The organism is Duganella sp. S19_KUP01_CR8 (assembly GCF_036688705.1).
Lineage (GTDB): Bacteria > Pseudomonadota > Gammaproteobacteria > Burkholderiales > Burkholderiaceae_D > Rugamonas.
The window spans coordinates 1-22,073 of sequence record NZ_JAQQPR010000054.1 but is presented as its reverse complement, the minus strand read 5'-3'; the positions used below and the strand labels follow the sequence as shown (position 1 = coordinate 22,073).

Here is a 22,073-nt window from a genome sequence, read left to right as displayed (position 1 = left end):
GGTCCCCCATTTGAGCATGAGCTCGGCTGTACTAGCCGAGCTCATGCTCAAATGGGGGACCTGACCCCGGGGTTGGGTGATGGCAAAACAACAGGATTTTACGGGAATCGGCCGGGCGCACTATAATATCCGCTCGCTTCGTACCGTTCTGCCCTTTAGCCGTTAGCTCAACCGGACTTTCTAATCTATGCAATACGTGTCTACTCGCGCCGCCGCCTCGGCCGCCGCCTCGTCTTCCCAACAATTCTCCGACATCCTCCTGGGTGGCCTGGCCGTCGACGGCGGCCTGTTCCTGCCGGCTTCGTACCCGCAAGTGACCGGCGCCGAGCTCGATGCATGGCGCCAGCTGTCCTATGCCGACCTGGCCTACGAGATCCTGAAGAAGTTCGCGACCGATATTCCCGATGCCGACCTGCGCGCGCTGACCGCCAAGACCTATACCAAGGAAGTCTACAAAAACGCCCGCAAAGGCGAAAAAGCCAGTCAGATCACGCCACTGCGCATGCTGGAAGAGGGCGAGAACGGCACCAAACTGATGTTGCAGGCGCTGTCCAACGGCCCGACCCTGGCCTTCAAGGACATGGCGATGCAATTGCTGGGCAATCTGTTCGAATACACGCTGACCAAGCAGAACGCGCAACTGAACATCTTCGGCGCCACCTCCGGCGATACCGGCAGCGCCGCCGAATACGCGATGCGCGGCAAGAAGGGCATCCGCGTGTTCATGCTGTCGCCGCATAAGAAGATGAGCGCCTTCCAGACCGCGCAGATGTTCTCGCTGCAGGACCCGAACATCTTCAACATCGCCATCGAAGGCGTGTTCGACGACGCCCAGGACATGGTCAAGGCGGTCTCCAACGACCTGCCGTTCAAGGCTCAGCAGAAGATCGGCACCGTCAATTCGATCAACTGGGCGCGCGTGGTGGCGCAGGTGGTGTACTACTTCCGCGGCTACCTGTCGGCGACCACTTCCAACGACCAGAAGGTGTCGTTCACCGTCCCGTCGGGGAACTTCGGCAATATCTGCGCCGGCCACATCGCCCGCATGATGGGCCTGCCGATCGCCAAGCTGGTCGCCGCCACCAACGAAAACGACGTGCTCGATGAGTTCTTCCGCACCGGCGTATACCGCGTGCGCAAGTCGGCCGAGACCTACCACACCAGCAGCCCGTCGATGGACATCTCGAAGGCGTCCAACTTCGAGCGCTTCATCTACGACCTGGTGGGCCGCGACGGCGACCGCACCCGCGCGCTGTTCCAGAAAGTGGAAACCCACGGCGGCTTCGACCTGTCCGGCAAGCCTGGCGCCGATGGCGACGAGTTCAAACAGGTGGTCAAGTACGGCTTCAAGTCCGGCAAGTCCACCCACGAAGACCGCCTGAACACCATCCGCGACGTCGCCGACGACTACGGCATCGTCATCGATACCCACACCGCCGACGGCATCAAGGTCGCGCGCGAGAATCTGGAGCCTGGCGTGACGATGATCGTGCTGGAAACCGCGCTGGCCGCCAAGTTCAACGAAACCATCCTCGATGCGCTGGGCGAGGACGCCGAACGTCCGGAAGGCTTCGAGAACATCGAGGACCTGCCGCAGAAGTTCGTCGTCATGCCGCCGGACGTGGAGAAGATGAAGGCCTACATCGCGGCGAACACCGGCCTGTAACGATGAACGCACACAAGCCCCTGCTGCCCGTCAGCGAAGCGCTGGCCCTGATGGCCGCCGCCGCGCGGCCGGTGACCGATGTGGAAACCGTGCCGACGCTGTCGGCCAACGGCCGCGTGCTGGCGAACGCGCAGGTATCCGGCATGAACGTGCCGGGCATGGACAATACGCAGATGGACGGCTACGCGGTGCGCGCCGCCGATTGCGCCAGCGGCAATGCGGCGCTGACGGTGTCGCAGCGCATACCGGCCGGCCACGTCGGCCAGCCTTTGCTGCCGGGGACCGCCGCGCGCATCTTCACCGGCGCATTGATTCCGGAAGGCGCCGACGCCGTCGTCATGCAGGAGCAGTGCGAGCTGGCGGGCAATGTGGTTACGGTTCGCCACGCGCCGAAGTCCGGCGAGTGGATACGCCGCGCCGGCGAGGACATCACCAACGGCAGCATCATCCTGCCGGCCGGCACGCGCCTGCGCAGCCAGGAGCTGGGCCTGGCCGCTTCGGTCGGCCTGGCCGAGCTGCCGGTCAAGCGCCGGCTGCACGTGGCCGTGTTCTTCACCGGCGACGAACTGACCATGCCGGGCGAGCCGCTGGCGCCTGGCGCCATCTACAACTCCAACCGCTTCACGTTGCGCGCGCTGCTGGAAAACCTGGGCTGCGAGATCACCGATTTCGGCATCGTACCCGATACACTGGACGCTACCCGTTCCGTGCTGCGTGAGTGTGCGCAAGGGCATGACCTGATCATCACTTCCGGCGGCGTCTCGGTCGGCGAGGAGGATCATATCAAGCCGGCCGTCGAGGCGGAGGGTAAGCTGAATATGTGGCAGATCGCCGTCAAGCCGGGCAAGCCTCTGGCGTTCGGCGAGGTGGGGCAGGCATTCTTTGTCGGCTTGCCGGGCAATCCGGTGTCGAGCTTCATCACCTTCCTGATGTTTGTGCGTCCGTTCATCCTGCGGCTGCAAGGCGTGACCGATATGCTGGCGCCGCGCGCGTTCATGATGCGCGCCGACTTCAACTGGCCCAAGGCCGACAAGCGCAACGAGTTCCTGCGCGCGCGCATCAACGCCGCCGGCGGGCTTGAATTGTTCAATAATCAAAGTTCGGGCGTGTTGACGTCGACCGTGTGGGGTGATGGCGTGATCGACAATCCGCCCGGCCAGACCATCGCGGCCGGCGACACGGTTCGATTTATACCGTTTAGCGAGTTAGTGCACTGATGGCTGTTACCGTAAAATTTTTCGCCAGCGTGCGCGAGTCGCTGGGTGTGTCGTCGGAGACGCTGGAACTGCCTGCAGGCGTGGACACGGTCGGCGCACTGCGCGCCCAGTTGGCCGCGCGCGGCGATGTCTGGCAGCAGGCATTGGGTAGCCCGGCCTTGCGCATGGCTTGCAACCAGGTGATGTGCGGCGCCGACACGGCGCTGGCCGATGGCGCCGAGGTGGCGTTCTTCCCGCCGGTGACGGGCGGCTAAGCTACTGCTTTTTGCCCTTGGCGGCGTTGCGGGCGGCCTCCAGGTCGTCGCACATGCCGCAGGCCTTGGCGCTGCGGTAGCGGCGCCAGGCCGCGTAGGTAAAGATGGCCGCCGCCGCCAGCGCCCACACGGCGGCGCTCAGATAGTCCTCGCGCGCGGTCGAGCCCTTGATCCATTCCACGGCCGCCAGTATCACGAACAAAGGCACGGCGGCCTGCAAATAGCGTTTCATCCAAAATATCGCGCCCATCTTGTCTCCTGTAACAATGCTTCTATCGGACCGAATTCATGCAGTCTAGTTTGACACCTTTTCGCGTTGCCGTCATCGGTGGCGGTCCCGCCGGCCTGATGGCCGCCCAAACCCTGGCGCAGGGCGGGGCGCAAGTCGATGTCTATGACGCGATGCCTTCAGTCGGCCGCAAGTTCCTGCTGGCCGGGCGCGGCGGCATGAACATCACCCACGCCGAGCCGTATGCGGACTTCGTCACGCGCTATGGCAAGGGCGCCGCGCCGCTGCGCTCCATGCTGGACGCCTTCGGCCCGCAGGATGTGCGCGATTGGGTGCACGGGCTGGGCGTCGAGACCTTCGTCGGCACCTCGGGCCGCGTGTTCCCGACCGATATGAAGGCCGCGCCGCTGCTGCGCGCTTGGCTGCATCGCCTGCGCGAGAGCGGCGTGCAGTTCCACATGCGCCACCGCTGGCTGGGCTGGCGCGAGGACGCGCTGGTGTTGAACACGCCCGACGGCGAGCTGCTGGTGCGTGCCGACGCGGTGGTGCTGGCACTGGGCGGCGGCAGCTGGGCGCGATTGGGCTCGGACGGCGCGTGGATGCCATTGCTGGCGGAACGCGGCGTCGGCGTGGCGCCGCTGGCGCCGGCCAATTGCGGCTTCGATGTCGACTGGAGCGAGCATTTCAGCAGCCGCCATGCGGGCGAGCCGCTGACCACCGTCGCCATCGTCTCCACCGGCGCGGACGGCAAGGAATTCCGCAAACAGGGGCAGTTCGTCGTCACCCAGGGCGGGGTCGAGGGCAGCTTGATTTATGCGCTGTCGGCCGCCTTGCGCGACCAGATCGCCGCCGACGGCAGCGCGACCATCTACCTGGACCTGCTGCCGGACCTGGCGGCGCAGCGGGTGGCGGACGAGGTGGCGCGGCCGCGCGGCGCGCGTTCGATGGCCAGCCATCTGCAAAGCCGATTGGGTATCAAGGGCGTCAAGGCCGGCCTGCTGCGCGAGTGTTTGAGCAAGGACCAATACGCGGACGAGGACCGGCTGGCGCAGGCGATCAAGCGTTTGCCGGTGCGGCTGCAGCGCGCCCGTCCGATCGACGAAGCGATCAGCAGCGCCGGCGGCGTGCGTTGGGATGCGTTGGAAGGGACGATGCTGAAATCCGCTCCCGGCGTGTTCGTGGCCGGCGAGATGGTCGACTGGGAAGCGCCGACCGGCGGCTATCTGCTGACGGCCTGCCTGGCCGGCGGCCAGGCGGCGGGACGCGATGTCCTGGCCTGGCTGGGCCGAAACTAAACTAAACCATTATTCCCAGGTGACGTCGCCGGAACCGGTGCGGCTGACGTTGCGGTTGTCCGGATTACCCATGACGCGGATATCGCCGCTGCCGCGCAAGGTCAGGTCCGCCGACTGCTTGGCGAAGACATGGCTGGTGCCCGAACCCTTCAGGTTGACCGTCACCTTGTCCGAGGACAGGTGGCGCGCATCCAGGTCGCCGGAGCCGGTCAGTTCCGCGTTCAGCGTCTTGCAGCTGCCGGACGAGGTGATCTGGCCCGAACCCACCATCTCCAGATCCACATCTTCGCTGCTGCCCGCATTCAGGTTCAGGTGTCCGCTGCCATGGGCGCTGGCGCTCAATTCGCGATAGCGGCCGGTGAAGTTGACGTTGCCCGAACCGTGCAATTGCAGTTCCAGTTTGTCGCCACTGAAGCCGGTAACCTTGGTGTCGCCGCTGCTGCGCACCACCAGCTCCTCCAGCTGCGGCAGCACCAGCTCCACCTGCAGCGGATGACGCGGATTGAGCAGCATGCCCTTGGTGCCGATGTGCAGGTCGCGACCGTCCTGGATGGTTTCGATATTCGCCAGCGAACGCTGTTCGCCGCGCACCTTCAGCGACGCCACCGGACCCTGGATCAGTATCAGGTCGATCGGGCCACTCAGTTCGATCGCACTGGCCATGGCGTCGATCTTGCGGGTTTCGCTGCCGAGGGCGCGGCCGGCCGAACTGGTCGGACTGGTGCTGCCGTAGGCCTTCAACATGCTGTAGCTGATGCCGATCAGGACGAAGGACAGCAGCAGCAGGCTGGTACCGATTTTTAATAATGCGCGCATGGTCATGACTCCTTAGCGTCCGCGAAGCAGGGACACGTTCATTGCTACATATCGTTTCAAACCGATCATGGTGTAGCGCGTGACGACGATGCTGACCAGGCAAAGCCCGATCCCGCCCAAGATCAGGCCGAAGCCGATCAGCGACTGGCTGGTGCGGGCGCCGCTGTCGAAATCGGTGGTGATGTGCAGGTCGCCGGTGGCGACCGCTTCGGCGCGGTTCAGCAGGCGGCCGCTGCGGCTGAGGTTCTCGTCGCCGCTGTTGCTGTTGTCGGTGCTGTCCGGGTCCTTGCTCACCTGCACGCCCATGTTGTTGATGGCCATGCGCCAGCCCTGGATGTCCTCTTCCTCGTTCGGGTCGAAGTGCGAGTTGGTGAACTCCATCACGTGGCGCAGCGGGCCTTCCAGCGCCAGCTCGTTCTGGCCCGACAGGCCGCTGGACACCAGCGCGATGCCGCCGATGTAGAAGGCGAAGGCGGAGACGTAGACGGCGCCCAGCAGCGAGGCATACACCATCGCCGGGATCACCATGAACAGGTTGAAGATCGCCAGGCCGATGAAGGACACCATCACGCGGGCCAGGTTGACCGGGGTTTTCTTTTGTTCGAAGGCGCTCAGGTGCACATTGGCGCGCAGCGTCATGGCGACCTTGCGCGGTTCGTCGAGTTCTTTGTAGACCTCTTCTTCGCTGCGGCCGGCCACCAGGCCGTCGATGAAGCGTTGCTCGTAGTAGGCCAGGGTCTTGGCCACCGTTTCCGGCGGCAGGCCCTGCATGGCCTGTTTGAGCGCGTCGAGGTATGCCTGCTTGTTCATGATATCAAATACCCAATGTTGCGCTGTTGTGTGCCATGGCCATCGCGCTGCTTGCCACCGGTGCGCTCTGCACGATGGATACCGTGCTGGCCGCGACGAAGGCGATCAAGGCAAGGATTTTCAGGCTGAGAGAGATGTTCATGTTGATTCCAATTATTGTCTTTTGTCGATGGTGCTACTGTACGCAAGCGCTCGCCCAGATGCCATCGGCATGTGACAGGCTGCATAAATAGCGGGGCAGGCGACAAAAACCGGGGACTAGATGGTAGCCCCCTTGAGCAAGCCGGCGGCGGCGACGCCGCTGCGGACCGCCGATTCCAGCGTGGCGGGGTAGTCGCCGGCGGTGTAGTCGCCGGCGATGACCAGGCCTGGCAGGCCGCTGGCGTTGTCCGGACGGACCAGGCCGGGCGTGCAGGCGTAGGTGGCGCGCTTTTCGGTGATGACCTTGAACCAGGTCGGCCGCCCCAGCTCCGGCCGCTGGAATACCGCCGCCAGCTGGACCGCGACGGCTTCGGCCAGCAGGTCCTGGCTCTGGGCGGCGGCGTTGCCCGAGGCGCTGATGACCACCGCCAGCAAGCCGGCCTGTTTGGCGTCCAGCTGGCCGCGGTCGAACACGAACTGGCCCCATTGGTACCGTTCCGGGTCGTCCAGCAGGGCGAAGAAGGGCAGTTCCAGCCGTGTGGACGGATCGTATTGCAGGTAGCAGGTGGTGATGGCTTCCGGCTCGAAGGCGGTCAGCTGGCCGCACAGGGCCGAGGTGTCGCAATCGGGGATGCCGTGCAGCAGGGCTGCTGCCTGGCTGGCGCCGGTGGCCAGCACCACGCCGCTGAAATAGGTGCTCCAGTTGCCGCCCACGGCTGCGCCGCTGATATCGAGTTGCCACAAGCGGCCTTCGATGGAGCGCAGCGCCTGCACCTTGGCGCCGGTGCGTACCGAGCCGCCATGCGCTTCGACATAGGCCGCAGCCGCTTCGGGCAGCAGGGCGGACAGGTCGGCGCGCGGCAGCAGCATGTCGGAGGCGCTGCGTTTGGCGCCCAGGCTGTCGCGCAGCACGTTGAGGAAGACCTGGGCCGAGGCGCGCTCCGGCGGCGTGTTCAGCGCGGCCAGGCACAGCGGGCGCCACATCAGCTGGATCAGGCGCGGGGTTTGGTCGAAGCGTTCCAGCAGCTCGGTCACGCTGCAATCGGCGTGCAGGGTCCAGCCCATCCAGCGCGCGGTGGTGGAGAAGCGCGCCAGGCTGAGTTTATCGGCCCGGTCCAGGCCCTTGGCGCGCAGCAGCGCCAGCGCCAGGTGCAGCGGTGCAGGCACGGGCAGGTTGGGCGCGACGAAATCCATGCCGCCGCTGCCGGCCGGGTAGCGCATTTGCAGCGGCAGCGACAGCAAGGCCTGGTCGCGCTCGACGCCGGTCCGCTTCATCAGCTGCAGCGTTGCGCAGTAGGCGCCCAGCAGGATGTGCTGGCCGTTGTCCAGGTGGCGATGGTCGGTCTCGATGCGGCGGGCGCGGCCGCCCAGGGTGCGGGCCGCTTCGAACAGCGTGACCTTGTAGCCGGCGCGCGCCATTTCGACGGCGGCGGCGCAACCGGCCCAGCCGGCGCCGATCACGGCCACCGAACGCGAAGTCAGCCCCGGCTCGGTCTTGCCGACGCGCTTGTCCACGCCTTCGTCAGCCACGAATGTAGGTCTTCCACGCCAGCCAGAGCTTGCGGATAGGCGTCAGCGAGATGCGCTGGCTGAGCACGTGGTAGCCGTCGGCTTCCACTTCGGTCAGCAGCGTGCGGTAGATGGCGGACATCATCAGGCCGGGGCGCTGGGCGCGGCGGTCTTCCTTGGGCAGCAGCGCGAACGCCTCGTCGTAGACCTTTTGCGCGCGGGCGGCCTGGAAAGCCATCAGCTTCTCGAAGTTCTCGCTGTGGCGGGCGTTGAGCAGGTCGGCGGCGGTGACGTTGAACTGTTGCAGCTCATTGACCGGCAGGTAGATGCGGCCTTTGCGCGCATCTTCGCCGACGTCGCGGATGATGTTGGTCAGCTGGAAGGCGTGCCCCAGTTTTTCCGCGTATTGCAGCGTTTCGGGCTTGGTCGCGCCGAAGATGCTGGCCGACAGGATGCCCACCACGCTGGCCACGTGCCAGCAGTACTTGCTCAGCGCCGTGTAGTCGAGGTAGCGGGTCTGGTTAAGGTCCATCTCCATGCCGTCGATGATGGCTTGCAGGTGCTGCTGCTGCAGGTTGTAGGTAGCCAGATGCGGTTGCAGCGCCTGCGTCACCGGGTGGGTCTGCTGGCCCTCGTACATATTGGCGATTTCCTTGCGCCACCAGGACAGTTTGATGCGGGCGATCGACTCGTCGGTGCATTCATCGACGGTGTCATCCACTTCGCGGCAAAACGCATACAGGGCGGTGATTGCACGGCGACGCTCCGGCGGCAGGAACAGGAAGCTGTAGTAGAAACTGGAGCCGCTCTGGGCGGTCTTTTGCTGGCAGTAGTCGTCGGGAGACATGAATAAAAAAGCAAGGATGACATCGAAGCCGCTATTCTATAGCTTAAGTGTCACAATGTGGGCTTCTGTCGCTATGGAGGTAGGACGCATGATACGTATTCGTGAAATCGATCATCTGGTGCTGCGCGTGGTCGAATTGCAGCGCATGCTGGAGTTTTACTGCGGCGCGCTGGGCTGCCCGGTCGAGCGGCGCCGGGATGAAATCGGCCTGGTGCAGTTGCGCGCAGGCAGTTCTCTGATCGACCTGGTGCCGGTCGATGGCAAGCTGGGCCGCATGGGTGGCGCGCCCCCGGGCGCCGAGGGCCGCAACATGGATCATTTCTGTCTGCGGGTGGAGCCTTTCGACGACGCGGCGATCCGCGCGCACCTGCAGGCGCATGGCGTTACGGCCGGGCAGGTCGAGTCGCGCTATGGCGCGGAGGGCGAGGGGCCGTCGATCTATCTGACCGACCCTGAGGGGAATGTGGTCGAGCTGAAGGGGCCGCCGACTCAGCGGTAAGCTAGCGCCGCAGGCTGCCGGCCCGCCGGCGCCCCGGCGGATCGGACAGCACCCGCACGATGACGCTGAACGGAATATTCCGCCGCACTAAAAATTCCGACGCAAACGCGCGCCCGCGGCTTTGCAGCAGGTTGACGCCCAATTCCACCACCTTCGATGTTGCCATATCCGGTCGCGAGGACCGATCTTCCGTCTGCATGATGCCACCCCTCCATTTTCTGCGAAGGTAGCATGAGGAAGGGAAATTGTGCAGAGGCAACGATTTAATCGTGCGCGGCTATTTCAGCGGGTGAGCCGGGCGCCGCCCGGCGCGCCTCAGGCGGCCTTGAACAAGGCCTTCATCTGCTTTTTCATCCGCACGGCGGCCCAGAAGATGCCCAGCCAATCGCGTTTGGCCAGCTTGGGGCGGTGCAGGAAGACGTCGTACTCGGCCGCCTCGATGGCGTCCAGGATGCGCAGGCCGCCTTGCACCACCATGCGCAGCTCGAAGCCGATGCGGCCGTTCAGGCGCAAGGCCAGCGGCGCGCCGCTCAGCATCAGGGCGCGGGCGCGGTCCACTTCAAACTTCATCATCGAACGCCAGCGCGGCCGGGCGCTGGCGTGGTCGAGCGCCGCCGGCGAGATCGCGTAGCGGTTCAAATCCTCCAGTGGGATGTAGATGCGCTCTTTATGGATGTCGATCGCCACATCTTGCAGGAAGTTGATCAGTTGTAGCGCCGTGCAGATGGCGTCGGAATCGCGGATGTTTTCCTCGTCGGCCTGGCCGTACAGGTGCAGCATCATGAAGCCGACCGGATTGGCCGAGCGGGCGCAGTAGTCCAGCAGCGCGTCGTAGGTCGCGTAGCGGCTCACCAGCACATCCTGCTTGAAGGCCGACAGCAACTCGTACAGCGGCTTGAGCGGCAACTCGTATTCGCGGATCACCTGCGCCAGCCGTTCGAACATCGGTTCATGGCCCGTGCCGCCCGCCTCGATGTGCGCCAGCGCCGCCTCGTAGGCGTTCAGCGCGGCCAGCCGCTGTTCCGGCGTGGCGTCGCCCTCGTCGGCCAGGTCGTCGGCGCTGCGGGCGAAGGCGTAGATCGCTTCCACCGCCGGACGCAAGCGGCTCGGCAGCAAAAACGATGCAACAGGGAAATTTTCGTAGTGTTCAACCGGCATAAATTGTATTGCTAAAAAGCATAGTTAAAATTAATGACGCAAAAGTCATTTGCAAACGGATACGCTCGGCATATAATAAATTAACGGAAAGTCATTAATTTCCGAGCCGTAATAGTAGTGCCATCTACACTCCAGAGCAAGCTAAAGGAATACACCGTGGTCGCCTTTAAAAAACAGCGTCAGATTTACCCCCTCATACTGAGCGTTTTAACCGCCGCCGTCCTGGCCGGTTGCTCCAAGCCCGCCGAGAAAACCGAAGACATCCGCCCGGTGCGCGCCATTGTGCTCGCCAGCAACGATGTCGACGTCAACGCCGAGTTTTCCGGCGAAGTGCGCGCCCGCGTGGAATCGCGGCTGGCCTTCCGCGTCGGCGGCAAGATCGTCACCCGCAAGGTCGATGTCGGCACCCTGGTCAAGCATGGCCAGGTGCTGATGCAGCTCGATCCGCAGGATTTGCAGCTGGCCCAGGCCCAGGCGCTGGCCGGCCTGCGCGCCGCCGAGACCAACCGCGACCTGGCCAAGGCGGAGCTCAAGCGCTACCAGGAATTGCGCAGCAAGAATTTCGTCAGCCAGGCCGTGCTGGACGCCAAGGATTCCACCTACAAGGCGGCGCAAGCCAATGTGGACGCCTCGCAGGCGGCCTATCGCGGTCAGTCCAACCAGGCGGGCTATGCCAGTCTGGTGTCCGATGTTGACGGCGTGGTGACGGCGGTCGACGCCGAAGTCGGCCAGGTGGTGCAGCCGGGCACGCCCGTGGTGCGCGTCGCCAAACAGGGCGAGAAGGAAATCGTCATCGGCCTGCCGGAAGACAAGGTTGAGACCCTGCGCCGCGTGCCGGACGTGCAGGTGCGCCTGTGGGCCGATCCGAAGAACGCGGTGGCCGGCAAGATCCGCGAAATTTCGCCGGTGGCCGATCCGTCCACCCGTACCTACACCGTCAAGGTCTCGATTCCGGATTCGCTGGCCGAAGCCAAGCTGGGCATGACCGCCGTGGTGCAGTTCGCCTCCAAGACTGCCACGCCGCAGATCAAGGTGCCGCTGACGGCGCTGTACTATGAAAAATCGGCCTCGTCGGTGTGGGTGGTCGAGGGCGGCGTCGTCAAGCTGGTGCCGGTGACCATCGCCGGCGCGGCCGGCAACGATATCGTGCTGGGCAGCGGCGTCAAGGTCGGCCAGACGGTGGTCACGGCCGGCGTCAACCTGCTCAAGCCGGGCCAGAAGGTCAAGATCCTCGGTAACGACCTGCCTGCGACCTCGGCCCCAGCCCTGGCCCCGGCACCGGCGCCGGTGGTGGCGGGGGCCGCCAAATGATGGGCGGCTTCAATCTTTCACGCTGGGCGCTGGAACACATCCCGCTGACGCGCTACCTGATCGCGGTGCTGCTGATAGGCGGCATGCTCAGCTATTCCAACCTGGGCCAGGATGAAGATCCGCCGTTCACCTTCCGCGCGATGGTGGTGCGGGCCAACTGGCCGGGCGCGACCTCGCTGCAAATGGCCGAGCAGGTCACCGACAAGCTGGAGAAAAAACTGCAGGAAACGCCGGATATCGACGAGATCAGCAGCTACTCCAAGCCGGGCGAGACCACCATCATCCTGAAGCTGCGCGAATCGGCGCCGCCCAAGGAAGTGGCGCAATCCTGGTACCAGGTGCGCAAGAAGATCGGCGACATCCGCGGCACCTTGCCGCCGGGCGTGCAGGGGCCGTTCTTCAACGATGAGTTCGGCGATACCTACGGTTCCATCTTCGCGCTGTCGGGCGACGGCTTCACCTACGCCGAGATGAAGGACTACGCCGACTTCGTGCGCCAGCAGCTGCTGGGCGTGCCGCTGGTGTCCAAGGTCGAGCTGTTCGGCGTGCAGGACGAGAAGATCAACATCGAGTTCTCGCACAAGAAGTTCGCCCAGCTGGGCATACCGATCGAAGCCATCGCCAACCAGATCGCCACCCAGAACACGGTGGAAGCGACCGGCGTGCTGGTGACGCCGACCGACAACCTGCAAGTGCGCGTGACCGGAGCGTTGAAGACCGTCAAGGACCTGGAAGAGCTGGAGCTGCGCGCCAACGGCACCACCTTCCGCCTGGGCGACTTCGCCACCATCAAGCGCCTGTACCAGGACCCGCCGGGTAATAAGATGCGCTTCAACGGCAAGGAAGTGATCGGCCTGGGCGTATCGATGGAAAAGGGTGGCAACATCATCCAGCTTGGCAAACACATGGAGAAGACCGTCGCCGCGATGAAGGCCAAGCTGCCGGTCGGTATCGAGCTGGAGCGCGTGTCCGACCAGCCTGAAGCCGTCAAGGCCTCGGTGGGCGAGTTCGTCCACACGCTGATCGAGGCGGTGCTGATCGTGCTGGCCGTCAGCTTTGTCGCGCTGGGCCTGCATACCAAGCCCAAGCTGCGACTGGACGTGCGTCCCGGCCTGGTGGTGGCGCTGACGATACCGCTGGTGCTGTCGGTGACCTTCCTGTGCATGCGCATGCTGGACATCGACCTGCACAAGATTTCGCTGGGCGCGCTGATCATCGCGCTGGGCCTGCTGGTGGACGACGCCATCATCGCCGTCGAAATGATGGTGCGCAAGATGGAGGAGGGCATGTCGCGCTTCGACGCCGCCACCTTCGCCTACACCTCGACCGCGATCCCGATGCTGACCGGCACCTTGATCACGGTGGCGGGCTTCCTGCCGATCGGCCTGGCCAAGTCGGCGGCCGGCGAATACACCTTCTCGCTGTTCTCGGTCAACGCGCTGGCGCTGGTGATCTCGTGGGTGGTGGCGGTGGTGTTCACGCCCTACATCGGCTACGTGCTGCTGAAGGTCAAGCCACACGCCGACGGCGGCAGCGAGCACGACCTGTTCGACACGCCGGGCTTCCGCAAGTTCCGCGCGGTGGTCAACTGGTGCGTCGAGTACCGCAAGACCACCATCGTCGCGACCTTGGTGGTGTTCGCGCTGGGCGTGTACGGCTTCAAGTTCATCGAGAAGCAGTTCTTCCCTGACTCCAGCCGGCCCGAGCTGATGGTCGAGCTGTGGACGCCGGAAGGCACGACCTTCGCCGCCAACGAGGCGCAGGTGAAGAAGTTCGAAGCCTTCATCCGCAAGCAGGAGGGCGTGGTCAGCGTGACCAGCTATGTCGGCACCGGTTCGCCGCGCTTCTACCTGCCGCTGGACCAGATCTTCCCGCAGACTAACGTGTCGCAGATTGTCGTGCTGCCGAAGGATTTGAAGGCCCGCTCGGCGCTGCGCGACAAGATCGTCGATATCTTCAAGCACGATTTCCCGGAAGTGCGCGGCCGCGTCAAGCTGCTGCCGAACGGGCCGCCGGTGCCGTATCCGGTGCAGTTCCGCGTGACCGGCGGCGAAGTGGACAAGGTGCGCGCCATCGCCGACCAGGTGAAGGACATCATGCGCGCCAATCCGAACACGCTGGGCGTCAACGACAACTGGAATGAATCGATCAAGGTGCTGCGCCTCGACCTGGACCAGGACAAGATGCGCGCGCTGGGCGTGACTTCGCAGACCGTGATGCGGGCGGCCAACACCATCCTGTCCGGCACCACCATCGGCCAGTTCCGCGAGGATATCAAGCTGATCGACATCCAGATCCGCCAGCCGATCGAGGAGCGCAACACCATCTCGATCCTGAACGATACGAATATCCCGACCGCCAGCGGCAAGTCGGTGCCGATCAGCCAGCTGGCGCGCGCGCACTTCGTGTGGGAGCCGGGCGTGGTGTGGCGGGAAGGGCGGGAATGGGCGATCACCGTGCAGTCCGACGTGGCCGACAACATCCAGGGGCCGACCGTCTCCGGCCAGATCGAGCCGAAGCTGAAGCAGCTGCGCGACAACCTGCCGGCCGGCTACGCCATCACCGTCAAGGGTGCGGCGGCCGACAGCGGCACGGCGGAAGCGTCGATCGCGGCCAACCTGCCGCTGGCGATCTTCATCATCTTCACCTTGCTGATGCTGCAACTGCATAGTTTCTCGCGGGCGCTGCTGGTGTTCCTGACCGGTCCGCTGGGCGTGGCGGGCGCGGCGATGGCGTTGCTGCTGCTGGGCCGTCCGCTGGGCTTCGTGGCCAACCTGGGCATCATCGCGCTGTTCGGCATGATCATCCGTAACTCGGTGATCCTGGTCGACCAGATCGAGCAGGATATCAAGGCCGGCCACGATCCGTGGACCGCGATCGTCGAATCGGCGGTGCGCCGTTGCCGTCCTATCATCCTGACGGCCGCGGCGGCGGCGCTGGCGATGATCCCGCTATCGCGCTCGGTATTCTGGGGGCCGATGGCGGTGGCCATCATGGGCGGTCTGATATTAGCGACAGCATTGACTTTATTATTCCTGCCGGCGTTGTATGCGGCGTGGTTTAGAGTGAAAAAGCCAGTGAAATAAGGAAAAATCAGCGGAATGTTGGCGACATATTAAAAATCGTCACATTTCGCTGAAAAACCCGTTAAAATACCGCGTTGAAGTTGAAAGCTCTCGCAGAGTTCAGCGGGAATAGGGCGACCGTTTTCACTTACGGGTCGCCCTTTGCTTTTGTGCAAACATGCCGCGAGGATGGCGAAATTGGTAGACGCACCAGGTTTAGGTCCTGACGCCAGCAATGGTGTGGGGGTTCGAGTCCCCCTCCTCGCACCAACTGTATTACTATTTTTTTGGACGATTTTTACATGGCAACTGCAGTCGAAACCTTAGGCAAACTCGAACGTCGTATCACGATCTCCTTCCCGCTGACCGAGGTCCGCGCTGAAGTTGAGAAGCGTCTGAAAGTGCAAGCCAAATCGGCTAAGGCACCAGGCTTCCGTCCGGGTAAAGTTCCTATGAAAATGGTCGCAGCACAATACGGTTATCAGATCGAGACCGAAGTGCTGAACGATAAAGTTGGCCGTGCTTTCAACGACGCCGCCAATTCCGCCGAACTGCGCGTAGCAGGCTACCCACGCATCGAGCCTAAGGAAGAGTCGGCGGAAGGCGTACTGGCCTTCGACGCAACCTTCGAAATCTACCCGGAAGTCGTCGTTGGCGACCTGACCACCGTGGAAATCGAAACCGTCAAGGCTGACGTTTCGGAAACCGAAATCGACAAAACCATCGAAATCCTGCGCAAACAGCGCGTGCATTTCCACACCAAGGGTGAAGCTGGCGAACACGGCGACGGCGGCGCAGCGATTGCTGCCAACGGCGACCGCGTGACCGTCGACTTCGTCGGTTCGATCGACGGCGTTGAATTCCCAGGCGGCAAAGCTGAAGACTACGCTTTCGTGCTGGGCGAAGGCCGCATGCTGCCAGAATTCGAAGCAGCCACCGTCGGCCTGAAAGTCGGCGAAGCCAAGACCTTCCCACTGGCTTTCCCAGAGGACTACCATGGTAAAGACGTTGCCGGCAAAACCGCATCGTTCACCATCACCCTGAAGAAACTGGAATGGGCGCATCTGCCGGAAGTCGACGGCGAATTCGCCAAGTCGCTGGGCGTGGCCGATGGCGACGTCGCTAAAATGCGCGAAGACATCAAAGTCAACCTGGAACGCGAAGTTGCCGGCCGTGTCAAAGCCCGCAACAAGGAAGCCGTGATGGATGCGCTGGTGAAAACCGCCACCCTGGACGTGCCACAAGCGCTGATCGCTCAAGACACCGAGCGCCTGGCCGAAATGACCCGTCAAGACATGGCTCAGCGCGGCATGAACGTCAAGGACATCCCGTTCCCACCAGAACTGTTCGCGGAAAAAGCCGAGCGTCGCGTACGCCTGGGCCTGATCCTGTCGCAACTGGTCGGCGAGAACAAGCTGCAAGCCCAGCCTGAACAGGTCAAAGCGCAAGTCGAAGACTTCGCACAGAGCTACGAAGACCCACGCGAAGTGCTGAAGTACTACTACAGCGATCGTCGTCGCCTGGCTGAAGTCGAAGCCCTTGTATTGGAAGAAAACGTCGTTAACTACGTCCTGGGCCTGTCGAAAACTTCGTCCAAGGTTGTGGCCTTCGACGAACTGATGGGAAGCAACGCACAAGCGTAATCCAGCTAGGATAGAATAGAGACGGCGCCGTAGCCGCCGTCATTCCCGCGAAGGCGGGAATCCATACTGAGCAAGCGTTCTATGGATCCCCGCTTGCGCGAGGATGACGGCTAAGCGGCAAACGATTTCTGACCCTAGCTGCTTCACAAGGAAATGGAATGACTGGTATGAACCGTAATCCGGCGCTGGACACTGAAATGCTCGGCCTGGTGCCGATGGTGGTCGAACAAAGCGGCCGCGGCGAGCGCTCCTATGATATTTACTCGCGCCTGTTGAAGGAACGCGTAATCTTCATGGTCGGCCCCGTCAACGACCAGATGGCGAACCTGATCGTCGCCCAGTTGCTGTTCCTCGAGAGCGAAAATCCGGACAAGGATATCTCGCTGTACATCAACTCCCCAGGCGGCTCGGTTTCGGCCGGTCTGGCGATCTTCGATACGATGCAGTTCATCAAGCCTGACGTGTCGACGCTGTGCACCGGCATGGCCGCCTCGATGGGCGCCTTCCTGCTGGCAGCCGGCGCCAAGGGCAAGCGTTTCTCGCTGCCGAACTCGCGCATCATGATCCACCAGCCGTCCGGCGGCTCGCAGGGCATGGCTTCGGATATCGAAATCCAGGCCAAGGAAATCCTGTACCTGCGCCACCGTCTGAACTCGATCATGGCTGAACGCACGGGTCAAACCGTCGAGCAGATCGCCAAAGATACCGATCGTGATCGTTTCATGTCGGCGGAAGAGGCTGTAGAGTACGGTTTGATCGACAAAATGTTGTCCAACCGGGCTTGATGCTTCCTTCGCAGCATTGCTAAAAGAACGCCCGGGCGATTAATCGTTCGGGCGTTTCGTTTTTATTTCGGGTAGCATGTAGTCATAAGCTGCTTCCCGGCACAGCTAAGCCATTCTGTAACCCAAAGAAAACTGCCCCATGTCAGACAAAAAATCCTCCAGCGGCGAAAAATTACTGTACTGCTCGTTTTGCGGCAAGAGCCAGCACGAGGTAAAGAAACTTATCGCCGGCCCGTCGGTCTTCATCTGCGACGAATGCATTGACCTGTGCAATGACATCATCCGCGATGAAACCTCGGCCATCGAGTCGGTCACGGGCGCCAAGTCGGACCTGCCGACCCCGCATGAAATCAAGGACTTGCTGGACCAGTACGTCATTGGCCAGCAAACGGCCAAGCGCATCCTGTCGGTGGCGGTGTACAACCACTACAAGCGCCTCAAGCACCTGGGCAAGAAAGACGACATCGAACTGGCCAAGAGCAACATCTTGCTGGTCGGTCCTACCGGCTCGGGCAAGACCCTGCTGGCGCAGACCCTGGCCCGCATGCTGAACGTGCCGTTCGTCATCGCCGACGCCACCACGCTGACCGAAGCCGGTTATGTGGGCGAGGATGTTGAGAATATCATCCAGAAATTGTTGCAGAGTTGTAACTATGATGTGGAAAAAGCCCAACGCGGCATCGTCTACATCGATGAGATCGACAAGATCTCGCGCAAATCGGACAATCCATCGATCACCCGCGACGTTTCGGGCGAGGGTGTGCAACAGGCGCTGCTGAAACTGATCGAAGGCACGATGGCGTCGGTGCCGCCACAAGGCGGCCGCAAGCATCCTAACCAGGATTTCGTGCAGATCGACACCACCAACATCATGTTCATCTGCGGCGGCGCGTTCGACGGCCTGGCCAAGGTGATTTCCAACCGTTCGGAAAAATCCGGCATCGGTTTCTCGGCCAGCGTGAAGAGCAAGAAGGAACGCAGCGCCAGCGACGTGTTGCTGGAAGCGGAACCGGAAGATCTGATCAAGTTCGGCCTGATTCCCGAGCTGGTGGGCCGCCTGCCGGTGGTCGCCACGCTGTCGGAGCTGACCGAGGAAGCGCTGATCCAGATCCTGGTCGAGCCGAAGAACGCACTGGTCAAACAGTACGCCAAGCTGCTGGACATGGAAGGCGCCGAACTGGAAATCCGTCCGGCCGCCCTGCATGCCATCGCCAAGAAAGCGCTGGCCCGCAAGACCGGCGCGCGCGGCCTGCGCTCGATCCTGGAACACGCGCTGCTCGATACGATGTACGAGCTGCCAAATGAAACCAATGTCACCAAAGTGGTTATCGATGAAAATACGATCACCAGTGGCGCCAAACCTTTATTGATCTACCAAGACCAGGCCAAAGCGTCTGGTGAGAATTAAATAACTTGTGCACACTTACCCCACTCAGCAGAAAAATTCATTTCGCATCCGTGGGGCAAGGCGGTACAATTTAAATCAATAAAAGAATGCAGGCTTCATTCGGAAAGCCACTCGTGACAGCATCGTTTGTCACGCGTGGCTTTTTTATTTGTCGCGTTTTTTTAGAACATGATTGGCTTCTTTGAAAATACTCTTTTTTAGGAGAATTATTTCTTGCAGGTCGGTCTTGTGATTCGGCAGAACAGCGCCCACATCATAATCACGCTTTCACATAAGGTACGCCATGACAACTTCCAAATTAACTGAGCAAACTCAACTGCCGTTATTGCCGCTGCGGGATGTTGTAGTTTTCCCGCATATGGTGATACCGCTGTTCGTAGGGCGCCCAAAATCGATCAAGGCGCTGGAAGCCGCTATGGAGCAGGGCAAGAGCATCATGCTTGCCGCGCAAAAAGCCGCTGCCAAGGACGAACCTTCTGCTTCCGATATCTACGAGATCGGCTGCGTGGCCAATATTCTGCAAATGCTGAAACTGCCGGACGGCACCGTCAAGGTGCTGGTCGAGGGCGCTCAGCGCGCACGCATCAACCGCATCACCGATGCGCCGACGCACTTCATCGCCGATCTGACGCCGCTCGATTCCGAGCTGGGCGACGATTCGGAGATCGAAGCGATGCGCCGCGCCATCGTTCAGCAGTTCGACCAGTACGTCAAACTGAACAAAAAGATCCCGCCTGAGATCCTCGCTTCGCTGTCGGGCATCGACGACGCCGGCCGCCTGGCCGACACCGTCGCCGCGCACCTGCCGCTGAAGCTTGAGCAGAAACAGGTGATCCTGGAAATCTTCAGCGTGGCCAAGCGCCTGGAGCACCTGCTGGGCCAACTGGAAGGCGAACTCGACATTCTGCAGGTCGAGAAGCGCATCCGTGGCCGCGTCAAGCGCCAGATGGAAAAGTCGCAGCGCGAGTACTACCTGAACGAGCAAGTCAAAGCCATCCAGAAGGAACTGGGTGAGGGCGAGGACGGCGCCGACCTGGACGAGCTGGAGAAAAAAGTCGCGCTGGCCAAGATGCCGAAAGAGGCCCTGGACAAGGCCACCGCCGAGTTGAAAAAACTCAAGCTGATGTCGCCGATGTCGGCCGAAGCCACCGTGGTGCGCAACTACATCGACACGCTGGTCAGCCTGCCTTGGAAGAAAAAGTCCAAGGTCAACAACGACCTGTCGAACGCCGAGAAAGTGCTGGAAGGCGATCACTACGGCCTCGACAAGGTTAAAGAGCGCATCCTGGAATACCTCGCGGTGCAACAACGCGTCGACAAGCTGAAAGCGCCTATCCTGTGCTTCGTCGGTCCTCCGGGCGTCGGCAAGACCTCGCTGGGCCAGTCCATCGCCCGCGCCACGAACCGCAAGTTCGTGCGCATGGCGCTGGGCGGCGTGCGCGACGAAGCCGAGATCCGCGGCCACCGCCGTACCTACATCGGTTCGATGCCGGGCAAGGTGCTGCAGTCGCTGGCCAAGGTCGGCGTGCGCAATCCGCTGTTCCTGCTGGACGAGATCGACAAGATGGGCGCGGACTTCCGCGGCGATCCGTCGTCGGCCCTGCTGGAGGTGCTGGATCCCGAGCAGAACCACACCTTCTCCGACCACTACATCGAAGTCGATTTCGACCTGTCCGATGTGATGTTCGTGGCGACGTCGAACTCGTACAACATCCCGCCGGCGCTGCTGGACCGCATGGAAGTGATCCGCCTGTCCGGTTACACGGAAGACGAGAAGACCAGCATCGCCCAGCGCTACCTGCTGCCTAAGCAGATCAAGAACAACGGTCTGAAGGAAGACGAGATTTCGGTGGCCGAGTCGGCGTTGCGCGACATCATCCGCTACTACACCCGCGAAGCCGGCGTCCGTTCGCTGGAACGCGAAGTGTCTAAGATCTGCCGCAAGGTCGTGAAGATGCTGTTGTTGAAGAAGACCGAGAAAAAGGTCGCCGTCACCAACAAGAACCTGGACAAGTTCCTGGGTGTGCGTCGCTACGACTTCGGCGTGGCCGAGAAGGAAAACCAGATCGGCCAGGTCGTGGGTCTGGCATGGACCGAAGTGGGCGGCGATCTGCTGACCATCGAAGCCGTGCAGATGCCGGGCAAGGGCGGGGTGATCCGCACCGGCACCTTGGGCGACGTGATGAAGGAATCGATCGAGGCAGCCCGCACCGTGGTGCGCAGCCGCGCCAACCGCCTGGGCATCAAGAACGAAGTGTTTGAGAAGAGCGACATCCACATCCACGTGCCGGAAGGCGCAACGCCGAAAGACGGTCCTTCGGCCGGCGCGGCGATGACGGTGGCGATGGTGTCGGTATTCACGGGCATTCCGGTCCGCGCCGACGTGGCGATGACGGGCGAGATCACGCTGCGCGGCGAAGTGTTGCCGATCGGCGGCCTGAAAGAGAAACTGCTGGCGGCCCAGCGCGGCGGCATCAAGACCGTGCTGATCCCTGAGCAGAACGTCAAGGACCTGGCCGACATCCCGGACAATGTCAAAAACAAACTGGAAATCGTGCCGGTGCGTTGGATCGACAAAGTGCTGGAAATCGCGCTGGAACGCATGCCGGTGGCGCTGACGGAGACGGTTCCGGTGGAAGCCGTGGCCGCCGCGGCCGCCAAGGTGGACGGCCAAACGGAAGTGGTAAAACATTAACTTTTACTAGTGTTTAGTAACTGCTGATGCACAAACAGGCGCTTTTATAGCGCCTGTTTGTTATTTGACCCCATTTTTCTATGGTGCAGCGCTTGACACAGGGGCGGGCTGGCTTGTTTAATACGGCCTGAGATTTTTCTCGGCCTGACAACGGTATTCAAATACCGTTATCTGCGGGCTAAAACGATATAACCTTTGTGACGGGGAATTGCTTTGAATAAGACTGAATTGATCGACCATATTGCTACTACCGCTGATATCTCGAAAGCGGCTGCTGCACGCGCACTCGACGCGGTGATCGACGGTGTAACCACCACCCTGCAAAAGAACGACAGCGTCACCCTGGTCGGCTTTGGTACCTTCTCCGTGAGCGAACGCGCTGCCCGTACCGGCCGCAATCCGCGCACCAAAGAAGAGATCATCATCGAGGCAGCGAAAGTTCCTAAATTTAAAGCTGGTAAAGCTTTGAAAGATGCTGTAAACTAACGGACTTCAGTGAGCAGCAAGCAGTAAAGCGGCTCACTCAAGGCAAAACGGGCGGTTAGCTCAGTTGGTAGAGCGGAGCCCTTACAAGGCTTAGGTCGGGAGTTCGAGCCTCTCACCGCCCACCAGTTTTGCAGGTAGTAAAACGTAGTACCCAGTGTTTTGTTGGAGCGGTAGTTCAGTTGGTTAGAATACCGGCCTGTCACGCCGGGGGTCGCGGGTTCGAGTCCCGTCCGCTCCGC

20 protein-coding genes and 3 tRNA genes are annotated in these 22,073 nt (G+C 62.1%); 15 read left to right on the top strand and 8 right to left on the bottom strand.

Annotated features, from left to right (window positions below; genetic code table 11):
• Window positions 1-187: 187 nt before the first annotated feature.
• Genes thrC through moaD form a run of 3 tightly spaced genes read left to right on the top strand, consistent with a single transcriptional unit; the run spans window position 188 to window position 3,137 of the window.
• Window positions 188-1,666 (top strand): threonine synthase, encoded by a 1,479-nt coding sequence (gene thrC, locus V6M89_RS29800; RefSeq protein ID WP_332856614.1) that lies wholly within the window; start codon window positions 188-190, stop codon window positions 1,664-1,666.
• Between the two features lie 2 nt (window positions 1,667-1,668).
• A complete protein-coding gene (locus V6M89_RS29795; protein WP_332856613.1) occupies window positions 1,669-2,883 on the top strand; it encodes a molybdopterin molybdotransferase MoeA in 1,215 nt (404 codons plus the stop codon).
• Entirely contained in the window at window positions 2,883-3,137 is a 255-nt protein-coding gene (gene moaD / locus V6M89_RS29790; RefSeq protein WP_332856612.1) for a molybdopterin converting factor subunit 1, read from the top strand. Before V6M89_RS29795 ends, moaD begins: the two co-directional genes overlap by 1 nt.
• A 1-nt stretch (window position 3,138) precedes the next feature.
• Here moaD and V6M89_RS29785 read toward each other — a convergent pair whose 3' ends face one another.
• Complete coding sequence (locus tag V6M89_RS29785; RefSeq protein ID WP_332856611.1) at window positions 3,139-3,387, bottom strand: hypothetical protein; 249 nt, start codon at window positions 3,385-3,387, stop codon at window positions 3,139-3,141.
• A 38-nt stretch (window positions 3,388-3,425) separates the two neighbouring features.
• Here V6M89_RS29785 and V6M89_RS29780 point away from each other — a divergent pair, with 38 nt between their 5' ends.
• Complete coding sequence (locus V6M89_RS29780) at window positions 3,426-4,661, top strand: TIGR03862 family flavoprotein (protein WP_332856610.1); 1,236 nt, start codon at window positions 3,426-3,428, stop codon at window positions 4,659-4,661.
• Between the two features lie 9 nt (window positions 4,662-4,670).
• Here the strand turns inward: V6M89_RS29780 and V6M89_RS29775 are convergent, their stop codons facing one another.
• From V6M89_RS29775 to hpnD, 5 genes are all read right to left on the bottom strand, one after another.
• Window positions 4,671-5,477 (bottom strand): head GIN domain-containing protein, encoded by an 807-nt coding sequence (locus V6M89_RS29775; protein ID WP_332856609.1) that lies wholly within the window; start codon window positions 5,475-5,477, stop codon window positions 4,671-4,673.
• Window positions 5,478-5,489: 12 nt separating this feature from the next.
• Window positions 5,490-6,287: a DUF1700 domain-containing protein gene (locus tag V6M89_RS29770; RefSeq protein ID WP_332856608.1), complete on the bottom strand. Its 798-nt coding sequence runs from the start codon at window positions 6,285-6,287 to the stop codon at window positions 5,490-5,492.
• A gap of 4 nt (window positions 6,288-6,291) precedes the next feature.
• Window positions 6,292-6,429 (bottom strand): hypothetical protein, encoded by a 138-nt coding sequence (locus tag V6M89_RS29765; protein WP_158567979.1) that lies wholly within the window; start codon window positions 6,427-6,429, stop codon window positions 6,292-6,294.
• A 116-nt stretch (window positions 6,430-6,545) separates the two neighbouring features.
• Window positions 6,546-7,958 (bottom strand): hydroxysqualene dehydroxylase HpnE, encoded by a 1,413-nt coding sequence (gene hpnE / locus V6M89_RS29760; RefSeq protein WP_332856607.1) that lies wholly within the window; start codon window positions 7,956-7,958, stop codon window positions 6,546-6,548.
• On the bottom strand, window positions 7,951-8,784 hold the full coding sequence (hpnD, locus tag V6M89_RS29755) for a presqualene diphosphate synthase HpnD (protein WP_332856606.1): 834 nt from the start codon (window positions 8,782-8,784) through the stop codon (window positions 7,951-7,953). The genes hpnE and hpnD overlap by 8 nt, the downstream gene beginning before the upstream one ends.
• Window positions 8,785-8,872: 88 nt before the next feature.
• Here hpnD and V6M89_RS29750 point away from each other — a divergent pair, with 88 nt between their 5' ends.
• A complete protein-coding gene (locus V6M89_RS29750) occupies window positions 8,873-9,283 on the top strand; it encodes a VOC family protein (protein WP_332856605.1) in 411 nt (136 codons plus the stop codon).
• A gap of 1 nt (window position 9,284) precedes the next feature.
• Here the strand turns inward: V6M89_RS29750 and V6M89_RS29745 are convergent, their stop codons facing one another.
• Window positions 9,285-9,449, bottom strand: coding sequence for a hypothetical protein (locus V6M89_RS29745; protein ID WP_229225081.1), 165 nt, complete (start codon window positions 9,447-9,449; stop codon window positions 9,285-9,287).
• Window positions 9,450-9,598: 149 nt separating this feature from the next.
• Window positions 9,599-10,441, bottom strand: coding sequence for a squalene synthase HpnC (gene hpnC / locus V6M89_RS29740; protein WP_332856604.1), 843 nt, complete (start codon window positions 10,439-10,441; stop codon window positions 9,599-9,601).
• 156 nt (window positions 10,442-10,597) lie between these two features.
• Here hpnC and V6M89_RS29735 point away from each other — a divergent pair, with 156 nt between their 5' ends.
• The 10 genes from V6M89_RS29735 to V6M89_RS29690 all read left to right on the top strand — a co-directional run bounded on the left by V6M89_RS29735 (window position 10,598) and on the right by V6M89_RS29690 (window position 22,072).
• Window positions 10,598-11,752: an efflux RND transporter periplasmic adaptor subunit gene (locus V6M89_RS29735; protein ID WP_332856603.1), complete on the top strand. Its 1,155-nt coding sequence runs from the start codon at window positions 10,598-10,600 to the stop codon at window positions 11,750-11,752.
• Complete coding sequence (locus tag V6M89_RS29730; protein WP_332856602.1) at window positions 11,749-14,838, top strand: efflux RND transporter permease subunit; 3,090 nt, start codon at window positions 11,749-11,751, stop codon at window positions 14,836-14,838. The genes V6M89_RS29735 and V6M89_RS29730 overlap by 4 nt, the downstream gene beginning before the upstream one ends.
• Before the next feature lie 162 nt (window positions 14,839-15,000).
• Window positions 15,001-15,087: transfer RNA gene (locus tag V6M89_RS29725), tRNA-Leu, on the top strand.
• Between the two features lie 32 nt (window positions 15,088-15,119).
• Entirely contained in the window at window positions 15,120-16,460 is a 1,341-nt protein-coding gene (gene tig / locus V6M89_RS29720; RefSeq protein WP_116991048.1) for a trigger factor, read from the top strand.
• 167 nt (window positions 16,461-16,627) lie between these two features.
• Window positions 16,628-17,245, top strand: coding sequence for an ATP-dependent Clp endopeptidase proteolytic subunit ClpP (gene clpP, locus V6M89_RS29715; RefSeq protein WP_020703301.1), 618 nt, complete (start codon window positions 16,628-16,630; stop codon window positions 17,243-17,245).
• 139 nt (window positions 17,246-17,384) lie between these two features.
• On the top strand, window positions 17,385-18,653 hold the full coding sequence (clpX, locus tag V6M89_RS29710) for an ATP-dependent Clp protease ATP-binding subunit ClpX (RefSeq protein ID WP_008448338.1): 1,269 nt from the start codon (window positions 17,385-17,387) through the stop codon (window positions 18,651-18,653).
• A gap of 283 nt (window positions 18,654-18,936) precedes the next feature.
• Window positions 18,937-21,348 (top strand): endopeptidase La, encoded by a 2,412-nt coding sequence (lon, locus tag V6M89_RS29705; protein ID WP_332856601.1) that lies wholly within the window; start codon window positions 18,937-18,939, stop codon window positions 21,346-21,348.
• Between the two features lie 213 nt (window positions 21,349-21,561).
• A complete protein-coding gene (locus tag V6M89_RS29700; protein WP_020703299.1) occupies window positions 21,562-21,834 on the top strand; it encodes an HU family DNA-binding protein in 273 nt (90 codons plus the stop codon).
• 49 nt (window positions 21,835-21,883) lie between these two features.
• A tRNA-Val gene (locus tag V6M89_RS29695) sits at window positions 21,884-21,959 on the top strand.
• A 39-nt stretch (window positions 21,960-21,998) separates the two neighbouring features.
• Window positions 21,999-22,072, top strand: a tRNA-Asp gene (locus V6M89_RS29690).
• Window position 22,073 lies beyond the last annotated feature (1 nt).

What these genes read in the sequence shown, in the direction of transcription:
- thrC (WP_332856614.1), top strand. Translation starts at nt 188, where the DNA reads ATGCAATACGTGTCTACTCGCGCCGCCGCCTCGGCCGCCGCCTCGTCT.
- V6M89_RS29795 (WP_332856613.1), top strand. Translation starts at nt 1,669, where the DNA reads ATGAACGCACACAAGCCCCTGCTGCCCGTCAGCGAAGCGCTGGCCCTG.
- moaD (WP_332856612.1), top strand. Translation starts at nt 2,883, where the DNA reads ATGGCTGTTACCGTAAAATTTTTCGCCAGCGTGCGCGAGTCGCTGGGT.
- V6M89_RS29785 (WP_332856611.1), bottom strand. Translation starts at nt 3,387, where the DNA reads ATGGGCGCGATATTTTGGATGAAACGCTATTTGCAGGCCGCCGTGCCT.
- V6M89_RS29780 (WP_332856610.1), top strand. Translation starts at nt 3,426, where the DNA reads ATGCAGTCTAGTTTGACACCTTTTCGCGTTGCCGTCATCGGTGGCGGT.
- V6M89_RS29775 (WP_332856609.1), bottom strand. Translation starts at nt 5,477, where the DNA reads ATGCGCGCATTATTAAAAATCGGTACCAGCCTGCTGCTGCTGTCCTTC.
- V6M89_RS29770 (WP_332856608.1), bottom strand. Translation starts at nt 6,287, where the DNA reads ATGAACAAGCAGGCATACCTCGACGCGCTCAAACAGGCCATGCAGGGC.
- V6M89_RS29765 (WP_158567979.1), bottom strand. Translation starts at nt 6,429, where the DNA reads ATGAACATCTCTCTCAGCCTGAAAATCCTTGCCTTGATCGCCTTCGTC.
- hpnD (WP_332856606.1), bottom strand. Translation starts at nt 8,784, where the DNA reads ATGTCTCCCGACGACTACTGCCAGCAAAAGACCGCCCAGAGCGGCTCC.
- V6M89_RS29750 (WP_332856605.1), top strand. Translation starts at nt 8,873, where the DNA reads ATGATACGTATTCGTGAAATCGATCATCTGGTGCTGCGCGTGGTCGAA.
- V6M89_RS29745 (WP_229225081.1), bottom strand. Translation starts at nt 9,449, where the DNA reads ATGGCAACATCGAAGGTGGTGGAATTGGGCGTCAACCTGCTGCAAAGC.
- hpnC (WP_332856604.1), bottom strand. Translation starts at nt 10,441, where the DNA reads ATGCCGGTTGAACACTACGAAAATTTCCCTGTTGCATCGTTTTTGCTG.
- V6M89_RS29730 (WP_332856602.1), top strand. Translation starts at nt 11,749, where the DNA reads ATGATGGGCGGCTTCAATCTTTCACGCTGGGCGCTGGAACACATCCCG.
- tig (WP_116991048.1), top strand. Translation starts at nt 15,120, where the DNA reads ATGGCAACTGCAGTCGAAACCTTAGGCAAACTCGAACGTCGTATCACG.
- clpP (WP_020703301.1), top strand. Translation starts at nt 16,628, where the DNA reads ATGAACCGTAATCCGGCGCTGGACACTGAAATGCTCGGCCTGGTGCCG.
- clpX (WP_008448338.1), top strand. Translation starts at nt 17,385, where the DNA reads ATGTCAGACAAAAAATCCTCCAGCGGCGAAAAATTACTGTACTGCTCG.
- lon (WP_332856601.1), top strand. Translation starts at nt 18,937, where the DNA reads ATGACAACTTCCAAATTAACTGAGCAAACTCAACTGCCGTTATTGCCG.